Genomic DNA, 15,723 nt, shown 5'->3' with positions numbered 1-15,723 from the left:
TCAGCTGTGTACCGTGTGCACGGAGTTTCCGAATGGGCGTTTCTGCTGAGCGACGGACGGGAGGGCACGGCGTGGTGGTGACCGAGGAGTTGGCCGACGAACTGCCTGCCGAGGCGGTCGAGGAGGCCAAGGCCAGGGCGGCGACCCTGCTGCTCGCGTTCCGGCACGGCAACCAGATCGCGTTCGACCACGAGCTGGACCTGCTGTTCGCCGAGCACGCCGAGCGCGAGGTGACCACCCTGCTCGCCTGGATCGCCGCCGAGGCCGTCCGCAAGGCGTACGCCCCCGAGGTCGGCGACAAGGTGCTGCGGGCGATGGCCCGGCGCGCCCCCGAGGACACCGGTGCGGTCGAGGTGGACGAGGAGACCGCGAACGCCGCCCAGTTGATCGAGGCGGTGGCGGCCGGCGAGGTGGCCGAGGTCCGCGGCCTGGTGGCGGCGACGCCCGACACCACCTTCCTACTGGGCGGTCTGCTGCAGGGCGTCGCGATGATGCTGCCGCTGCTGCCCGACGGTGAACTGGCCGAGATCACGGCCGAGTTGCGTCGTCGGCACGGCGGCGCCGCGCACGTGCCGGAGGCCCGGGCCGGGGTCTGACCCCGGGCCGCCGGCAGGCCGGTCGCGCCGGTTACGGCATGGCGTGCAGATGCGAACCGATGGTGTTCGCGACCGGGTTGCCCGCCTTGGCGTCCCAGTTGGTCGACCAGGTCATCGCGCCGCCGATGCCCGGCCAGGTGGCGTCCGGCTTGTAGCTGCCGCAGTTGCTGCCGGAGGCGAGGCAGTCCAGCGCGCTGTTGACCGTGCCGGCGGCGAGGTACCCGCCGCCCGCGGCGCTGGTGGAGGCCGGCACCCCGAGGCCCACCTGGTCGGGCCGCAGCCCTCCCTTGAGCTGGATGCAGGCCAGCGCGGTGAGGAAGTTCTCGGTGCCCTGCGAGTAGACGTTCCCGTCGCAGCCGTTCATCGCACCGGAGTTGTAGTACTGCATGTTGACGATGGTGAGGATGTCCTTCACGTTCAGCGCCAGCTTGAAGTACTCCATGCCGGTCGACTGCATGTCGATCGTCTGCGGGGCCATGGTGAGGATGAACCCGCTTCCCGCCTTCGCCGCCAGGGCGTGCAGGGCCTGGCCCATGTAGGTGGAGCTGATGCCGTTCTCCAGGTCGATGTCGATCCCGTCGAAGCCGTAACTCTGCATCAGCGCCCAGGCGGTGCCGGTGAAGTTCGCGGCGGAGGCGGAGTCGCCCACCCAGACCGTGCCGTTCTGCCCGCCGACGGAGAGCACCACGCGCTTCCCGGCCGCCCGCTTCGCCGCGATGTCGGCCTTGAACTGGGCGTCGGTGTAGCCGCCGAGACGGGAGGAGAGGGTGGGGTCGAGGGTGAAGCCCAGGCCGCCGCGGGTGGCGGTGGCGTCCGCGAAGGAGACCGCGATGATGTCGTAGGCGGCCGGGACGTCGCTGATCCGCTGGACGGTGGCGCCGTTGTCGAAGTTCTGCCAGTAGCCGGTGAGGATGTGCTTGGGCAGGTTCGGCGGCCTGCCGGTGGACGTGGCGGTGGGGGAGGGGCTGCCGGTGTCCGTGGCGGTGGGCGTCGGGCTGGGCGAGGCCGTGGCGGTCGGGCTCGGTGACGGCTGCGGTCCGCCGGGCCCGAGCAGCGAGACGTCGTCGGCGGCGAAGGCGGGCTGCCCGTACCAGCCGTGCAGGTAGACGGTGACGCTGGTGGTGTTCGGGCCGGTGGTGAAGCTCGTGTCCAGTCGGGTCCAACCGGTGCCGCCGGGGGTCCAGGTGCTCGGGTCGGTGCCGCCGGTGCCGCGGGCGCCCAGGTAGACGTACGAGCCCTGGACCCAGGAGCTCAGGGTGTACGAGGAGGAGGGCTTCACCGGGACGGTCTGGGTGCACTCGCCGGTGTCGCCGCCGCCCGGAGTGGACTGCAGGGCGTACGTGCCGGAGTGGGTGGTGGTGCTCTGGACCGTGCCGCTCGAACAGGTCCAGCCGGACAGGTTCCCGGTCTCGAAGCCGCCGTTGGTGATCAGGTCCGTGTCGGCGGCGTGGGCTCCGGTGCCGCCGGCGAGCACGAGCCCGCTCAGGCCGACGGCGACGGCGCTCGCACCGGCGAGCAGCGAGTGGACGGCGCGGGTGCGCCGGTGTCGGGCAGGTGGCATGACTCCATCTCCAGTGGGGGAGGGCCCGGCGGCGCCTCGTGGGGGGGGAACGCCGTCCGGGGTGTCGATGGTGCGCTTGCGGGAGCTACCGACAACTCAAGTCCCGTTCGGGAACGGAGACTTGCCTCACAAGGTGGAGTAGACCAATTCTGCTGTCAAGGGGGTGTCAGGCGGCCGGTGGCACCGCGTCGGCTCGTTCGGGCGCGGCGATCGCCGCGGTCAGCGCGGCGATCCGGGCCGAGGCCAGGCCGTCGCCGTACGGGCTCGGGGTGGCCGCCAGCCGGGCGAGCCGCTCGGGGGAGTCGGAGAGCCAGGCGCGGGCCAGGGAGCCCAGCTCCTCGCCGGGCCGCACGAGAGCGGCGAAGCCGGCCGCCATCGCCTCCGGTCGCTCGGTGGAGCGGCGCACCACCAGCAGCGGGCGGCCGAGCACGGTGCACTCCTCCTGCACGCCGCCGGAGTCGGAGACCAGCAGCGCCGCGTGGCCGGCCAGGCCCAGGAAGTCGCCGTAGCCGACCGGGCCGGTGACGGCGAGGCGCTCCAGCAGGCCGTCCAGGCCGAAGCGCTCGACGGCGGCCCGGGTGCGCGGGTGCATCGGGAACAGCACCGGGGTGCCGGCCCGGGCGATCCGGTCCAGCTCGGCGAGCACCGCGCCGAGCGCCTCGGCGGTGTCGGTGTTCTCCGGACGGTGCACGGTGGCCAGCACGTACGCGTCCGGGCGCAGTCCGTGCGCGGCGAGCAGCGCGGCGCGGGCGGCCTCGTCCGGCAGCTGACGGCGGACCACCTCGACGACGGTGTTGCCGGTGAGCTCGATCCGCTCCTCGGCCAGCGACTCGGCGCGCAGGTTGGCGACGTTCTCCCCGGTGGCGGCGCAGAGCAGGTCGGAGACGTGGTCGACCATCACCCGGTTGTGCTCCTCGGGCATCGCCCGGTCGAAGCTGCGCAGCCCGGCCTCGACGTGGACCAGCGGGATCTCCCGGGCGTTGGCGGCCAGCGCCCCGGCCAGGGTGGCGTTGGTGTCGCCCTGGACGACCACGGCGGCGGGGCGGTCCTCGGCGAAGGCGGCGTCCAGCTGGCCCAGTGACCGGGCGATCTGGCCGGCCCGGGGGCGGCCGCCGACGCCGGTGAGCAGCTCGGGCTCGGGCAGGTCGAGGTCGCGCAGGAAGCGGCCGGACATCGCCTCGTCCCAGTGCTGGCCGGTGTGCACCAGCCGGGTGGCGTCGCCGAGTTCGTGGATCAGCGGGGCGAGTTTGACCAGCTCGGGGCGGGTGCCGAGGACGACGGCGACGCTGGACGGGGGCAGGCACGTGCTCATGCGGGACTCCGGGTCGGGACGTGGTGCGTGGGGGAGGCGTGGGGGCGGCTCAGGACTCGAGCGCGGTGGGGGCACCGAGGGCGACTTTCTCGGCGTTGCGGCGGGTCTTGGCCCAGCCGTTGCGGCCGAGCAGCATCCGGACCGCGGCCCGGGCGGCGACCACGAACAGGTGGTAGGCGTAGAGCCAGACCAGCAGGCCCCAGAGCAGCGCCGTCAGCCGGCCGCGGTCGGGGTGGGCGGTCCTGCGGTAGGCGAAGCCCCAGAACACCATCGGCAGCGTGGCGAGCACGAAGACGAGCAGCATCCACGGGCCGAACCTGAGCTGGAACTCGGCGGTCTCCTCGGGGAAGAGCACCACCCCGGCGCCGGTGATCCCGAGCGAGAGCGGGAAGAGCAGCACCAGCAGCACGCAGACCACCGGCTGGAGGAAGGTGTACAGCACCTCGGCCTTGCCGGAGAGGGTGTAGTGCGGCGAGCGCAGCACCCGGCCGGTGTAGCGCAGGCACTGCATGTTGCCCTGGGCCCAGCGGGTGCGCTGGGTGAGGAAGCGGCGCAGCGAGATCAGGCCCTCCTGGGAGACCTGGGCCTCGGTGACGTGGGTGAGCCGCCAGCCGGCCAGCCGCAGGTCGAGGCCGGACTCGTAGTCCTCCAGCAGGGCGCGCTCCGGCCAGGGGCGGCCGGCCCGGCCCTCCTCGGCGGTCAGCGAGTCGAGGGCGGTGAGGCGGGCGAACTGGCCGTTGCCGCCGAGGCCGACGCTGCCGGTGCGGCGGCGCAGCAGCTGCATGCCGGTGTTGGTGGCCTGGAACTCGACGTCCTGCATCCGCACCAGGGCGCGGGCCAGGGCGTTGGCCGCCCGGCCGCGGCCGGGCAGCGGGAGCTCGTCGTCGGCGTTGCGCATCCGGACGCCGATCTGGACGGCGCCGGTGTCGGGCCGGCCGAGCGCCCTGGCGTTGCAGACCTGGGCGAGGGTGCCCGGGTCGAGCTGCCCGTCGGCGTCGACCACGCCGATCACCACCCGGGAGCGGTCCGCGTCCTCGGGCAGCCAGGCGGAGATCTCCCGGTAGGCGGCGTTGAGGGCGGCGCCCTTGCCGATCCGGGCGTGCGGGCGGCGGCGCTGGACCAGGTGCACCCGCGGGTCGCGGGCCGCGGCGGCGAGCACCAGCTCGCGGGTGGCGTCCTCGCTGTCGTCGTCGATCACCCAGAGGTGGGCCTCGGGCGCGGCGGCCCGCAGGCCGTCCAGCGTCTGGGTGACCACGGCCTCCTCGTCCCGGCAGGGGATGACCAGGTGCCAGCGGAAGGCGGTGGGGTCGCCGGGTTCGGCGGGGCGGTTGTGCCGGAAGGCGTGCCGGGAGCCCGCCCAGTACACGAGGAAGCGTCCGAAGACGAGGGCCATGTAGCCGACGAGGGCCAGCGAGATCAGTCCGGCGACCCAGACGACGGCGTCCTGGCGGAGCACGATCCAGTCGTGCAGGGCGTCAGGCATGGCGCAATGCTCCTCATGATCAAAGGTTGAAGGCTCCTATCGGCTGCGAATCGATGCTTCATTGCGGGTCAAATCGCCAAATCAATAGTAAAGGGACGAAACTAGGTGATCATGGAAAAGAACGGGCAAAGTGGTCGTTCTCACCCCGTGAGGAGGACCCGTCGGCGCTCCGTAGACTGTGGTCGTGAGCGACAAGGCCGACCCGAACCCGTACACCATCCGCCCCGCCGACGGCGGCACCGGCGACGCCCTGCGCGACGTCGAGGTGGAGCTCTCCGAGCGCTGGCCGGAGAACAAGCTGGAGCCCTCGCTCGACCGGATCGAGGCGCTGATGGACATCCTGGGCCAGCCCCAGCGGTCCTTCCCCTCCATCCACATCACCGGCACCAACGGCAAGACCTCCACCGCCCGGATGATCGAGCAGCTGCTCAACACCTTCGAGCTGCGCACCGGCCGCTACACCAGCCCCCACGTGGAGTCCGTCACCGAGCGGATCAGCCTGGACGGCGCCCCGATCACCCCCGAGCGCTTCGTCGAGGTCTACCGCGACATCGAGCCCTACGTGCAGATGGTCGACGCGGCCCAGCCGGTGCCGATGTCCTTCTTCGAGGTGCTGACCGGCATGGCCTACGCGGCCTTCGCCGACGCCCCGGTGGACGTCGCCGTGGTCGAGGTCGGCATGGGCGGCTCCTGGGACGCCACCAACGTCATCGACGCCGCCGTCGCGGTGATCACCCCGATCGGACTGGACCACACCGACAAGCTCGGCGAGACCACCGGTGAGATCGCGGGCGAGAAGTCCGGGATCATCAAGTCCGGCTCCGTCGCCGTCGTCGCCCAGCAGCAGCTGGACGCCGCCCAGACCATCCTGCGCCGCGCCGTCGAGGTGGACGCCACGGTCGCCCGCGAGGGCATGGAGTTCGGCGTGATCCGCCGCGAACTCGCCGTCGGCGGCCAGCTGGTGACGCTGCGCGGACTCGGCGGCGAGGAGTACGAGGACGTCTTCATCCCGCTGCACGGCGAGTACCAGGCGCACAACGCGGCCCTCGCACTCGCCGCGGTCGAGGCCTTCTTCGGCGTCGGCGGCGCGCGCGGCGGGCAGCTGGACGTGGAGAAGATCCGCCAGGCCTTCTCCGGCGTCTCCTCGCCGGGCCGCCTGGAGGTCGTCCGCCGCAGCCCCACGATCATCCTGGACGCCGCCCACAACCCGCACGGAGCCCGCGCCACCGTGGCCGCGCTCACCGAGTCCTTCGGCTTCACCCGGCTCGTCGGCGTGATCGGCACCTCCGGGGACAAGGACGTGGCCGGCGTACTGGAGGCCTTCGAACCGATCCTGGCCGAGGTCGTCATCACCCAGAACTCCACCCACCGCGCGATGGACGTCGACGCGCTCGCCGCCCTGGCCGTCGAGGTCTTCGGCGAGGACCGCGTCCAGGTCGAGCCCCGGCTCGACGACGCCATCGCCGCCGCCGTCACCCTCGCCGAGGAGGAGGGCGACCTCGGTGGCGCCGGGGTGCTGGTCACCGGTTCGGTCATCACGGTGGGCGAGGCCCGCCTGCTGCTCGGGAGGAAGTGACATGAGGACGCTCTGCTCCTCGACGCTGATCGGCGAAGCGCTCCTGATCATGTTCGCGGCGCTGGTCGCGATGCGGCTCTCCGACGTCTCCACCGGGGAGATCTGGACGGTCAGCGGCATCGCGATGGCCCTGTGCATCGCGCTCTGCGGCATGATCAACCGCCGCGGCGCGGTGCAGATCGGCTGGGCGCTGCAGATCGGACTGATCGCCGCCGGCTTCATCCTGCCGACCATGTTCGGCCTCGGCGTGGTCTTCGCCGGCCTGTGGTGGTGCTCGGTGCACTACGGCCGCAAGGTGGACGACTTCAAGGCCGCCCGGGCCGCCGCCGAGGCCGCCGCCGTACACGCCTGAGGCCCGGACCGGCCGACCGACACGCCGTGTACGCAAGGTAACCTCTGCCCTGTCGGCACCGCTTGTCGACCCGACTGTCTGCCGAACCGAATCCCAGGAGACGCACCGTGTCCCAGCGCACTCTCGTCCTGCTCAAGCCCGACGCCGTCCGCCGCGGCCTGGCCGGCGAGATCATCAGCCGCATCGAGCGCAAGGCCGGCTGGCGCTTCGCCGCCATCGAGCTGCGCACCTTCGACCGGGCGACGCTGGAGCAGCACTACGCGGAGCACGTCGGCCGCCCGTTCTACGAGCCGCTGCTGGAGTTCATGACCTCCGGTCCGTCGATCGCGCTGATCGTCGAGGGCGAGGAGGTCGTCAAGGGCATCCGCATGCTGGCCGGCGCCACCAACCCGCTGGAGGCCGGGGCCGGCACCATCCGGGGCGACTACGCGACGATCACCCGCGAGAACCTGATCCACGCCTCCGACTCCCCGGAGTCCGCCGAGCGCGAGATCAAGATCTTCTTCCCCGCGCACGCCTGATCCGGCGAGCCGAAACCGGGCGACACGCCCGGGGGACGTTAGTACCGCCCCGGTCGGGACCATTGGCCCGGCCGGGGCATTCTTATCGTGAAATAGGGAACTGGCGGCGCCGACACGGCGTCCCAATCCTCGGAGAAGCGATCACGCCCCGGACAATGGACGGTATGCCCCACGTCGATGTCCGTACCGCGCGGCGTGACTACGATGGACGCGACTCAAGGGCCCGGTAAGGCAGCTCAGCTGGTCTCCGCCCAAGCGTGGGCGCGCATTCGTCCACCCCCCATGAACTCCGAGCCCGGGAAGGCACCCACACCCCATGGCGAGCAACCTGTCGTTCATCGGCCGCGACTTGGCGATCGACCTCGGAACAGCCAACACGCTGGTGTACGTCAGGGGCAAGGGCATCGTCCTGAACGAGCCGTCCGTCGTCGCGGTGAACACCAACACCGGCGGGATCCTCGCCGTCGGCGCCGAGGCCAAGAAGATGATCGGCCGGACCCCGGGCAACATCGTCGCCATCCGCCCGCTCAAGGACGGCGTGATCGCCGACTTCGAGATCACCGAGCGGATGCTGCGGTACTTCATCCTCAAGATCCACCGCCGCCGCTACCTCGCCCGCCCCCGCGTCGTGGTCTGCGTGCCCTCCGGCATCACCGGCGTCGAGCGCCGCGCCGTCATCGAGGCCTCCTCCCAGGCCGGCGCCCGCCAGGTGCACATCATCGAGGAGCCGATGGCCGCCGCCATCGGCGCCGGCCTGCCCGTCCACGAGGCCACCGGCAACATGGTCGTCGACATCGGCGGCGGCACCACCGAGGTCGCCGTGATCTCCCTCGGCGGCATCGTCACCGCCCAGTCCATCCGGGTGGCCGGCGACGAACTGGACAACGCGATCGTCCAGCACATCAAGAAGGAGTACTCGCTGCTCCTCGGCGAGCGCAGCGCCGAGCAGATCAAGATGAGCATCGGCAGCGCCTTCGGCCTCGAGGGCGAGAAGGACGAGCACGCCGAGATCCGCGGCCGTGACCTGGTCAGCGGCCTGCCCAAGACCGTCGTCATCTCCGCCGCCGAGGTCCGCGAGGCCATCGACGAGCCGGTCAACGCGATCATCGACGCGGTCAAGACCACCCTCGACCAGTGCCCGCCCGAGCTGGCCGGCGACGTCATGGACCGCGGCATCGTGCTCACCGGCGGCGGCGCCCTGCTGCGCGGACTGGACGAGCGGCTGCGCCGCGAGACCGGCATGCCGATCCACATCGCGGAGAACCCGCTCGACTCCGTCGCGCTCGGCTCCGGCAAGTGCGTCGAGGAGTTCGAGGCGCTCCAGCAGGTACTCGACGCCTCACCGCGTCGTTGACAGGTCGCCGCACCACCGCTACCACGCGTCACATCCGACACTCGACTGAACGGGCCGCCGCCCGGGCCCCACAGCCCCGGGCGGCGGCCGGGTACGAAGGGGCAGTACCAGCACCGTGAGGGACACACGAGAGAGCCGGCTGCTGCTGATCCTGCTGGTGGCCGTCGCCTTCGCGCTGATCACCGTGGACATCAAGGGCGGTGAGGACTCCCCGCTCGGCCCGGCCCGGCACGCCGCCGCCCGCGTCCTCGGACCGGTCGAGCGCGGCGCCGCCACCGTCGTCGACCCGGTCGCCGACACCGTCCGCGCCTTCCGGGACGCGGCCACCGACAGCGGCCGCACCGACCAGCTCGCCCGCGAGAACACCGAACTGCGGCAGAAGCTCGCCTCCTCCGACATGGCCACCGGGCGCACCAAGCAACTGGACGACCTGCTGCGCACCGCCGGCTCCGGCGGCTACACCGTCAAGGCCGCCCAGGTCATCGCGATCGGCCCGGCCCAGGGCTTCTCCTGGACCATCACCATCGACGCCGGCAGCGACGACGGCCTCACCCGCGACATGACGGTGATCAACGGCCAGGGCCTGGTCGGCCGGATCACCACCGTCGCCCCGACCACCGCCACCGTGCTGCTCGCCTCCGACCCCGGCTTCTCGGCCGGCACCCGGCTGGAGGGCACCGGCGAGATCGGCTTCGCCTCCGGCGGCGGCGACAGCCCGATGAAGGTCTCCCTGCTCAACGGCAAGGCCCAGGTCAAGGCCGGCGACCGACTGGTCACCTTCGGCTCGCAGAGCGGCCGCCCGTTCGTGCCCGGCGTCCCGGTCGGCAAGGTCACCGAGGTCCAGGCCAACGCCGGCCAGCTGACCAAGACCGTCCTGGTCGAGCCCTTCGTCCAGTTCACCCGGCTGGACCTGGTCGGCGTGGTGGTCGTGCCGCCGCGCACCGACCCGCGCGACGCCGTCCTGCCGCCGGCGCCCGCCCCGGGCCAGCCGGCCGCCGCGCCGGGCCAGGTCCCGGCCGCGCTCCCCGGCCAGGCCCCGGCCGTCGTGCCCGCCGCCCCGCCCGCACAGCCCACTGGGGGGAACTGAGCCATGCGCCTCGCCCGCATCCCCGTCTCCGCCGGCCTCGTCCTGTTCGGCCTGATCCTCCAGGTCAGCGTCTTCGGCCGGCTCCAGCTCCCGGGAGCCACCCCGGACATACTGCTGCTCGTCGTGGTCGGCCTCGCCATGGTCTACGGGCCCACCGGCGGCTGCCTGGTCGGCTTCTTCGGAGGGCTGCTGGCCGACCTCGCGCCGCCCTCCGACCACGCGATCGGCCGCTACGCGCTGGTGCTCTGCCTGATGGGCTACGCCGCCGGACTGCTGCGCCCGGACCACGGCCGCCAGCGCTCGGTGGCCGGCTCGCTGGTCGTGGTCGGCGTCGCGGCGGTCGCCTCCACCCTGCTCTACGCGATGGTCGGCGCCCTGGTCGGCGACACCGCGGCCCGGCACGTCGGCCTCGGCGGACTGGTGATCAGCGCCCTGCTCTACGACCTGCTGCTGGCGCCCTTCGTGGTGCCGCTGGTGATGTACCTCGGCCGCCGCTTCGGGCGCGACCCGGTGACCGCCGCGGACGACGACGAGGGCGGCTCCGGCCTGGGCACGCTGTCCCGCTACCGGACCACCCGCGAGACCTCCTCCGGTCCGTCGTACAAGAAGCGGCGCGTGCCCGGCTTCGCCCGCCGCCCGTAACCGGCCCGGCCCGGCCCCGACCACCCGACCTCCCCGCATCCTGGAGCGCACGAGACGTGAGCAACATCCCCGAGACCGGACGCACCCGACGGGTGACGATCCGTCTGGTGGTGCTGCAGATCCTGGTGCTGTCGCTGCTCGCCACCCTCGGCGGGCGGCTGTGGTACCTGCAGATCCGCAACGCCAAGGAGTACACCGCGAAGGCGACCGGCAACCACATCCGCGAGGTGGTCGAGCCGGCCGTCCGCGGCGAGATCCTGGACGCGTCAGGGCGGGTGCTGGCCGGCAACGAGACCCGGCTGGTGGTCTCCGTCAGCCGCACCTCGCTGCTGCAGCAGAAGGACGGCGGCAAGGCGGTGCTGTCCCGGCTGGCCGAGGTGCTGGGGATGCCCGCCAAGGACGTGCAGGAGAAGGTCCGGCTCTGCGACGCCAAGACCTCGCAGCCCTGCTGGAACGGTTCGCCGTACCAGCCGATCCCGGTCACCAAGGAGGCGACCACCCAGCAGGCGATGCAGATAATGGAGCGCCGCGAGGACTTCCCCGGGGTCACCGCGCAGCCCACCGCCGTGCGCCACTACACCGGCGCCGAGGGCGCCAACATGGCCCAGGTGCTCGGCTACCTCTCGCCGGTCACCGACGAGGAGGTCAGCAAGACCGCCGGCAAGAGCGGCCTGGACCGCTACCTGCCGGCCGACCAGATCGGGCGGGCCGGCCTGGAGTCGGTGTACGACCGCGACCTGCGCGGCACCGCGGGCATCACCAAGCTGGAGGTGGACAACCTCGGCCGGGTGATCGGCAACGCCGGCACCGTCGCCCCGCAGACCGGCGACAACCTGGTCACCAGCATCGACGCCCGGGTGCAGAAGGTGGTCGAGGACAACCTGGCACAGGCCATGAACGACGCCAGGAACACCTTCGACAAGGTCACCAACCGCAACTACGAGGCCGACTCCGGCGCCGCCGTGGTGATGGACGTCCACACCGGGCGGATCGTCGCGATGGCGAGCGCCCCGACCTACGACCCGAACCTCTGGGTGGGCGGCATCAGCGGCAAGGACTACCAGTCGCTGACCAGCAAGGAGTCCAACTTCCCGCTGCTGAACCGGGCCATACAGGGCCAGTCCGCCCCCGGTTCGACCTTCAAGGTCATCTCCACCACCGCCGCCGTGCAGGCCGGCTACTCGCTGGACGGCCGCTACGACTGCCCGAAGAGCATGACCATCGGCGGCCGCGAGTTCAAGAACTTCGAGAGCGAGAACTTCGGCCAGATCTCCCTGGAGAAGGCGCTCGAGGTCTCCTGCGACACCGTCTTCTACGGCCTGGCGTACGACCAGTGGATGAAGGACGGCGGCATCAAGCCCAAGAAGGACCCGGGCGACTGGTTCTTCAAGACCGCCCACCAGTTCGGCCTCGGCGCCAAGACCGGCATCGACCTGCCGGCCGAGGTGCCCGGCCGGGTGCCGGACCGGCAGTGGAAGCAGTCCTTCTACGACAACAACAAGGACGCCTGGTGCGCCCAGGGGCAGAAGGGCGGCAACAGCTACTCCGACCAGATCGCCCGGGAGAACTGCGTCGACGGCTACCAGATGCGCGCCGGTGACGCCGTCAACTTCGCGATCGGCCAGGGCGACACCCTCGTCACCCCGGTCCAGATGGCCCGGATCTACTCGGCGCTGGCCAACGGCGGCACCTTCTACCGGCCGACCGTCGCCAAGGCCGTGATAAGCCCGGGCGGGGACCTCGTCCGCGAGATCGCCCCGCAGGCGGACGCCCAGTTCCCCGGCGACCAGAAGCTGCTCAGCTACATCGACCAGGCCACCGAAAGCGTCATCAAGTCCGGTACCGCCGCCTGGAAGTTCAACGGCTGGCCGCAGGACAAGATCGCGCTGCACGCCAAGACCGGCACCGCCGAGGTCGAGGGCAAGCAGACCACCTCCTGGCTGACCACGTACAGCAAGGACTACGCCGTCGTCATGACGATCAGCCAGGGCGGCACCGGCTCCGGCGGTTCCGGTGACGCCATCCGCCGGATCTACCAGGCGCTGTACGGCGTGGACGACAAGGGCACCATCGACAACAGCAAGGCGCTGCTGCCCGCGCCGCAGTCCGAGCTGCCGAAGTTCAACCCGGACGGCACCGCGATCATCAAGCCGGTCGCGTACGGCGCCGGCCAGGGGGCGGGCGTCCAGGGCCAGGGCCCGGCTCAGCTCCAGGCGGCGGGCGTTGTGCCGGCCGCCGCGCTGCCCGACGCGGACGCGGTGCAGCCGGCCCCCGCGACGGCCTTCCTCGACCGGACGCCGCCGACCGACCGTCCGGCGTCGTACACCGCGGCCGACGCCGCGCTCGAACCCTCGCGCGGACCGGGAAGGGGACGGGCATGACCTCCTACGGCTCGTACCGGCAGCTGCGGCTGGCCCCGCAGCGCAGCGGGGTCTCCAAGGCCCTGGCCAAGGACTCCCCGCTCTGGCGGCTGGACTGGATACTGCTGGTGGCCGCGCTGGCCCTGTCGGCCGGCAGCTCGCTGCTGGTCTGGTCGGCCACCCGCGGGCGCGACTCGCTGACCCACGGGGACCCGCAGTACTTCCTGTACCGGCACCTGACCAACTTCGTGGTCGGGCTGGTGCTGTGCTCCGTGGTGATAGCGATAGGGAGCCGGCGCTTCCGCACGATCGTGCCGTTCCTGTACGTCGGCGTGATCGTGATGCTGCTGGCGACGCTCAGCCCGCTCGGCTCGACCATCAACGGCGCGCACTCGTGGATCCAGCTCGGCGGCGGCTTCTCGATCCAGCCGGCCGAGTTCGCGAAGCTCGCGATCGTGCTGGCGATGGCGGTCGTGCTGTCGGACCAGGTGGACGCGGGGGAGCGGGAGTTCCCCTCGCACCGGGCCGTGTTCCGGGGCCTGCTCTGGGCCGGCCTGCCGATGGCCATAGTGATGCTGATGCCGGACGCCGGCTCGGTGATGGTGATGGCCGCGATCGTGCTCGGCATCCTGCTCGGCTCGGGCGCCGCGAACCGCTGGGTGCTCGGCCTGCTGATGGCGGGCACCGCCGGGTGCGTGGCGATCTGGAAGTTCGGGCTGCTGAGCCAGTACCAGATCGACCGCTTCGCCGCCTTCGCCAACCCGCAGCTGGACCCGAACGGCGTCGGCTACAACACCGCCCAGGCCCGGATCGCGATCGGCTCGGGCGGGCTGACCGGCAAGGGGCTGTTCCACGGCACCCAGACCGTCGGGCAGTTCGTGCCGGAGCAGCAGACCGACTTCGTGTTCACCGTGGCCGGCGAGGAACTGGGCTTCATCGGGGCGCTGGCGATCATCGCGCTGGTCGGCGTCATCCTCTGGCGGGCCTGCCGGATCGCCCGGCAGGCAACCGACCTGTACGGGACGATCGTGGCGGCCGGGATCATCGCCTGGCTGTCCTTCCAGGCCTTCGAGAACATCGGGATGTGCCTGGGCATCATGCCGGTCGCGGGCATCCCGCTGCCGTTCGTCTCGTACGGCGGCTCGTCGATGTTCGCGAACTGGCTGGCCATCGGGCTGCTCCAGGCGGTGCGGAGCCAGCGGCCGATAGCGGCCTGAGCGCGCTCAGCGGCGGGGCCGGTCCGGGACTTCCCGGGCCGGCCCCGCCGTCGTGTCGCGGCCCGTCGTGCCGCGGTGGGCGCGACCGGTCGGACGTGGTCCTGGACGCGGCCCTGGACGTGGTCCCGGACGCGGCCCTAGCGGAGGCAGTCGGCGGTGGCGAGGACGGCGCGGGTCTGGTGCGCGAGTTGCTCCTGGACGGGGACCCAGCGGACGCCGAAACGGTGGCGCAGCCGGTCCAGGCCGTCGCCGACGACGGCCCGGGCGCGGTCCCGGGCGGCCTCCGCGGCGGGCCCGCGGGCGTCGGCGAGCAGCCGCAGCAGGATCGACGCGACCCGCAGCGGCACCCGGGCCGCGACCAGTCCGGCGGTGGTCACCCGGGAGACGGTGAGCGGCTCGGCGCCCCAGCGCTCCAGCCACTCCCCGGCCACCCGCGGGGCGACCGCCAGACTGGACTCGGCGGTGCGCAGCAGCGCGCCGGACGCCTCGGCGCCGTACGCCCGCGCGCCGTGCGCGGGGACGGCCGGGAGCAGGGCGGTGAGCTGCTCGGCGCGGACGGTGAGGTCGCGGGCGGCCGCCGCGAGGGCCTGCGCCCCGGCCGGGTGGGGGCGGGCGTCGCCGACCGCGTCGACGGCCCACATCGGGACCTCCAGGACCGCGCTGACCGCGCCGTACCCCGCCGCGTACGACCAGGTGGACAGCTCGGGCTCGTCCGGCAGGGCCCGGGAGCCACCGGCGCCCGGGGCCGGCATCAGATAGGTGCCGGGGTCCGGGCTGGCCCAGCCGATCGCGTCGTAGGAGTCCACGTCGAGCGGGACGCCGGCCCGCTCCGCGGAGCGGGCGAAGCGCCCGGCCAGGCCCCGGACCGGGCGGGTGAGCTGCACGAACGCGCCGCCGAAGTCCACCCCGTGCAGCGAGCACTGGAGGAAGGGGCGCAGCTCGTCGATCAGGCCGGTCAGTGCCAGGCTCTCCGGCATCGGCGGGCGGCCGGAGCCCGGGGCGGGCAGCAGCTCGGGCTGCTCCTCGAAGGAGGGGCGGAAGAAGTGCTCGTAGTGGCGCCGCATGGTGAGCGGGCCGTCCAGCCAGCCGGCGTTGAGCGCGGCGCCGTCCGGGTCGAGGCAGAGCAGCAGGTGCCAGGAGAGCCCGGGGCGGGCGGGGCCGTCCAGCAGCACCTCGGCGAGCCGGACCGTTCCGGCGGTGCCGATCGGCTCGTTGGGGTGCGGGCCGCCGACCACCAGCACCGCGCGCGGCCCGCGGTCCACGGAGAGCAGCATCAGCGGGCGCCCGGCCCGGGAACGGCCCACCTCGCGCAGTCGGCAGCGGTCCGGGTGCCGCAGCGCGAGCCGCCGCGCGGCGGACTCGGCCTGGGCCGGCGTGGGGTAGCGGGCCGGCCGGGTGTCGAGGGGCCGGAGCGGGTGGATCCGCCGACCGGTGTCGGTCATGGTTCTCCTAGCGCCGGTCGTACGGCCGCCGGGGCGCGGGCGTGCGGGTGCGCCGCCGGGCACGGCGTGCGGGCGGGGGACGGGGACGGACGGGGCGGCACCGCGGGGCCGGGAACGGCGGCCGAGCGGGGCGGGACGGGCCTGGCAGAGCGGACAGGGCTGGTGCTGCGGCGGCCCGTGGTGAGGGAAGAGGCGCGCCGGCCGGAAAACCGACGAGGGC

Annotated in this window: 13 protein-coding genes; 9 read left to right on the top strand and 4 right to left on the bottom strand. The window is 72.6% G+C overall.

All coding sequences use genetic code 11. The features are described from left to right. Positions 1 to 32: 32 nt before the first annotated feature. Entirely contained in the window at positions 33 to 596 is a 564-nt protein-coding gene (locus ACZ5OX_RS05535; RefSeq protein ID WP_465628831.1) for a hypothetical protein, read from the top strand. Positions 597 to 627: 31 nt separating this feature from the next. Here the strand turns inward: ACZ5OX_RS05535 and ACZ5OX_RS05530 are convergent, their stop codons facing one another. From ACZ5OX_RS05530 to ACZ5OX_RS05520, 3 genes are all read right to left on the bottom strand, one after another. Beyond that, positions 628 to 2,157, bottom strand: a complete 1,530-nt coding sequence (locus ACZ5OX_RS05530; protein ID WP_465628830.1) for a chitinase — start codon at positions 2,155 to 2,157, stop codon at positions 628 to 630. A 166-nt stretch (positions 2,158 to 2,323) separates the two neighbouring features. Continuing rightward, positions 2,324 to 3,469, bottom strand: a complete 1,146-nt coding sequence (gene wecB / locus ACZ5OX_RS05525) for a non-hydrolyzing UDP-N-acetylglucosamine 2-epimerase (RefSeq protein WP_465628829.1) — start codon at positions 3,467 to 3,469, stop codon at positions 2,324 to 2,326. A gap of 49 nt (positions 3,470 to 3,518) precedes the next feature. Continuing rightward, positions 3,519 to 4,952, bottom strand: coding sequence for a glycosyltransferase family 2 protein (locus tag ACZ5OX_RS05520; protein ID WP_465628828.1), 1,434 nt, complete (start codon positions 4,950 to 4,952; stop codon positions 3,519 to 3,521). A gap of 184 nt (positions 4,953 to 5,136) precedes the next feature. Here ACZ5OX_RS05520 and folC point away from each other — a divergent pair, with 184 nt between their 5' ends. The 8 genes from folC to rodA all read left to right on the top strand — a co-directional run bounded on the left by folC (position 5,137) and on the right by rodA (position 14,061). Continuing rightward, positions 5,137 to 6,528 carry a bifunctional tetrahydrofolate synthase/dihydrofolate synthase gene (folC, locus tag ACZ5OX_RS05515; RefSeq protein ID WP_449807397.1) on the top strand — a complete coding sequence of 464 codons (1,392 nt, stop codon included), beginning with the start codon at positions 5,137 to 5,139 and terminating at the stop codon, positions 6,526 to 6,528. A gap of 1 nt (position 6,529) precedes the next feature. Beyond that, positions 6,530 to 6,880, top strand: coding sequence for a DUF4233 domain-containing protein (locus ACZ5OX_RS05510; protein ID WP_465628827.1), 351 nt, complete (start codon positions 6,530 to 6,532; stop codon positions 6,878 to 6,880). Between the two features lie 107 nt (positions 6,881 to 6,987). Then, the gene (gene ndk, locus ACZ5OX_RS05505) at positions 6,988 to 7,401 is read left to right on the top strand and encodes a nucleoside-diphosphate kinase (protein ID WP_224277488.1); all 414 of its coding nucleotides are present in this window, start codon (positions 6,988 to 6,990) and stop codon (positions 7,399 to 7,401) included. A gap of 328 nt (positions 7,402 to 7,729) precedes the next feature. Beyond that, positions 7,730 to 8,755, top strand: coding sequence for a rod shape-determining protein (locus ACZ5OX_RS05500; RefSeq protein WP_049648984.1), 1,026 nt, complete (start codon positions 7,730 to 7,732; stop codon positions 8,753 to 8,755). A gap of 115 nt (positions 8,756 to 8,870) precedes the next feature. Continuing rightward, a complete protein-coding gene (gene mreC, locus ACZ5OX_RS05495; RefSeq protein WP_465628826.1) occupies positions 8,871 to 9,842 on the top strand; it encodes a rod shape-determining protein MreC in 972 nt (323 codons plus the stop codon). 3 nt (positions 9,843 to 9,845) lie between these two features. After that, a complete protein-coding gene (mreD, locus tag ACZ5OX_RS05490) occupies positions 9,846 to 10,484 on the top strand; it encodes a rod shape-determining protein MreD (RefSeq protein WP_449791775.1) in 639 nt (212 codons plus the stop codon). Positions 10,485 to 10,540: 56 nt separating this feature from the next. Then, positions 10,541 to 12,865, top strand: a complete 2,325-nt coding sequence (gene mrdA / locus ACZ5OX_RS05485) for a penicillin-binding protein 2 (RefSeq protein WP_465628825.1) — start codon at positions 10,541 to 10,543, stop codon at positions 12,863 to 12,865. After that, the gene (gene rodA / locus ACZ5OX_RS05480) at positions 12,862 to 14,061 is read left to right on the top strand and encodes a rod shape-determining protein RodA (protein ID WP_449791777.1); all 1,200 of its coding nucleotides are present in this window, start codon (positions 12,862 to 12,864) and stop codon (positions 14,059 to 14,061) included. The genes mrdA and rodA overlap by 4 nt, the downstream gene beginning before the upstream one ends. Before the next feature lie 137 nt (positions 14,062 to 14,198). Here the strand turns inward: rodA and ACZ5OX_RS05475 are convergent, their stop codons facing one another. Continuing rightward, positions 14,199 to 15,503, bottom strand: a complete 1,305-nt coding sequence (locus tag ACZ5OX_RS05475; RefSeq protein ID WP_465628824.1) for a M14 family zinc carboxypeptidase — start codon at positions 15,501 to 15,503, stop codon at positions 14,199 to 14,201. Between the last annotated feature and the right edge of the window lie 220 nt (positions 15,504 to 15,723).

This window comes from Kitasatospora sp. NPDC032121, from assembly GCF_055580145.1.
Note: the sequence above shows the minus strand (reverse complement) of the source record. Positions and strands in the feature narration are given on the sequence as shown.

Excerpts from the sequence above, each read along its gene's own strand:
- ACZ5OX_RS05535 (WP_465628831.1), top strand. The coding sequence starts at position 33 with ATGGGCGTTTCTGCTGAGCGACGGACGGGAGGGCACGGCGTGGTGGTG.
- ACZ5OX_RS05530 (WP_465628830.1), bottom strand. The coding sequence starts at position 2,157 with ATGCCACCTGCCCGACACCGGCGCACCCGCGCCGTCCACTCGCTGCTC.
- wecB (WP_465628829.1), bottom strand. The coding sequence starts at position 3,469 with ATGAGCACGTGCCTGCCCCCGTCCAGCGTCGCCGTCGTCCTCGGCACC.
- ACZ5OX_RS05520 (WP_465628828.1), bottom strand. The coding sequence starts at position 4,952 with ATGCCTGACGCCCTGCACGACTGGATCGTGCTCCGCCAGGACGCCGTC.
- ACZ5OX_RS05510 (WP_465628827.1), top strand. The coding sequence starts at position 6,530 with ATGAGGACGCTCTGCTCCTCGACGCTGATCGGCGAAGCGCTCCTGATC.
- mreD (WP_449791775.1), top strand. The coding sequence starts at position 9,846 with ATGCGCCTCGCCCGCATCCCCGTCTCCGCCGGCCTCGTCCTGTTCGGC.
- rodA (WP_449791777.1), top strand. The coding sequence starts at position 12,862 with ATGACCTCCTACGGCTCGTACCGGCAGCTGCGGCTGGCCCCGCAGCGC.
- ACZ5OX_RS05475 (WP_465628824.1), bottom strand. The coding sequence starts at position 15,503 with ATGACCGACACCGGTCGGCGGATCCACCCGCTCCGGCCCCTCGACACC.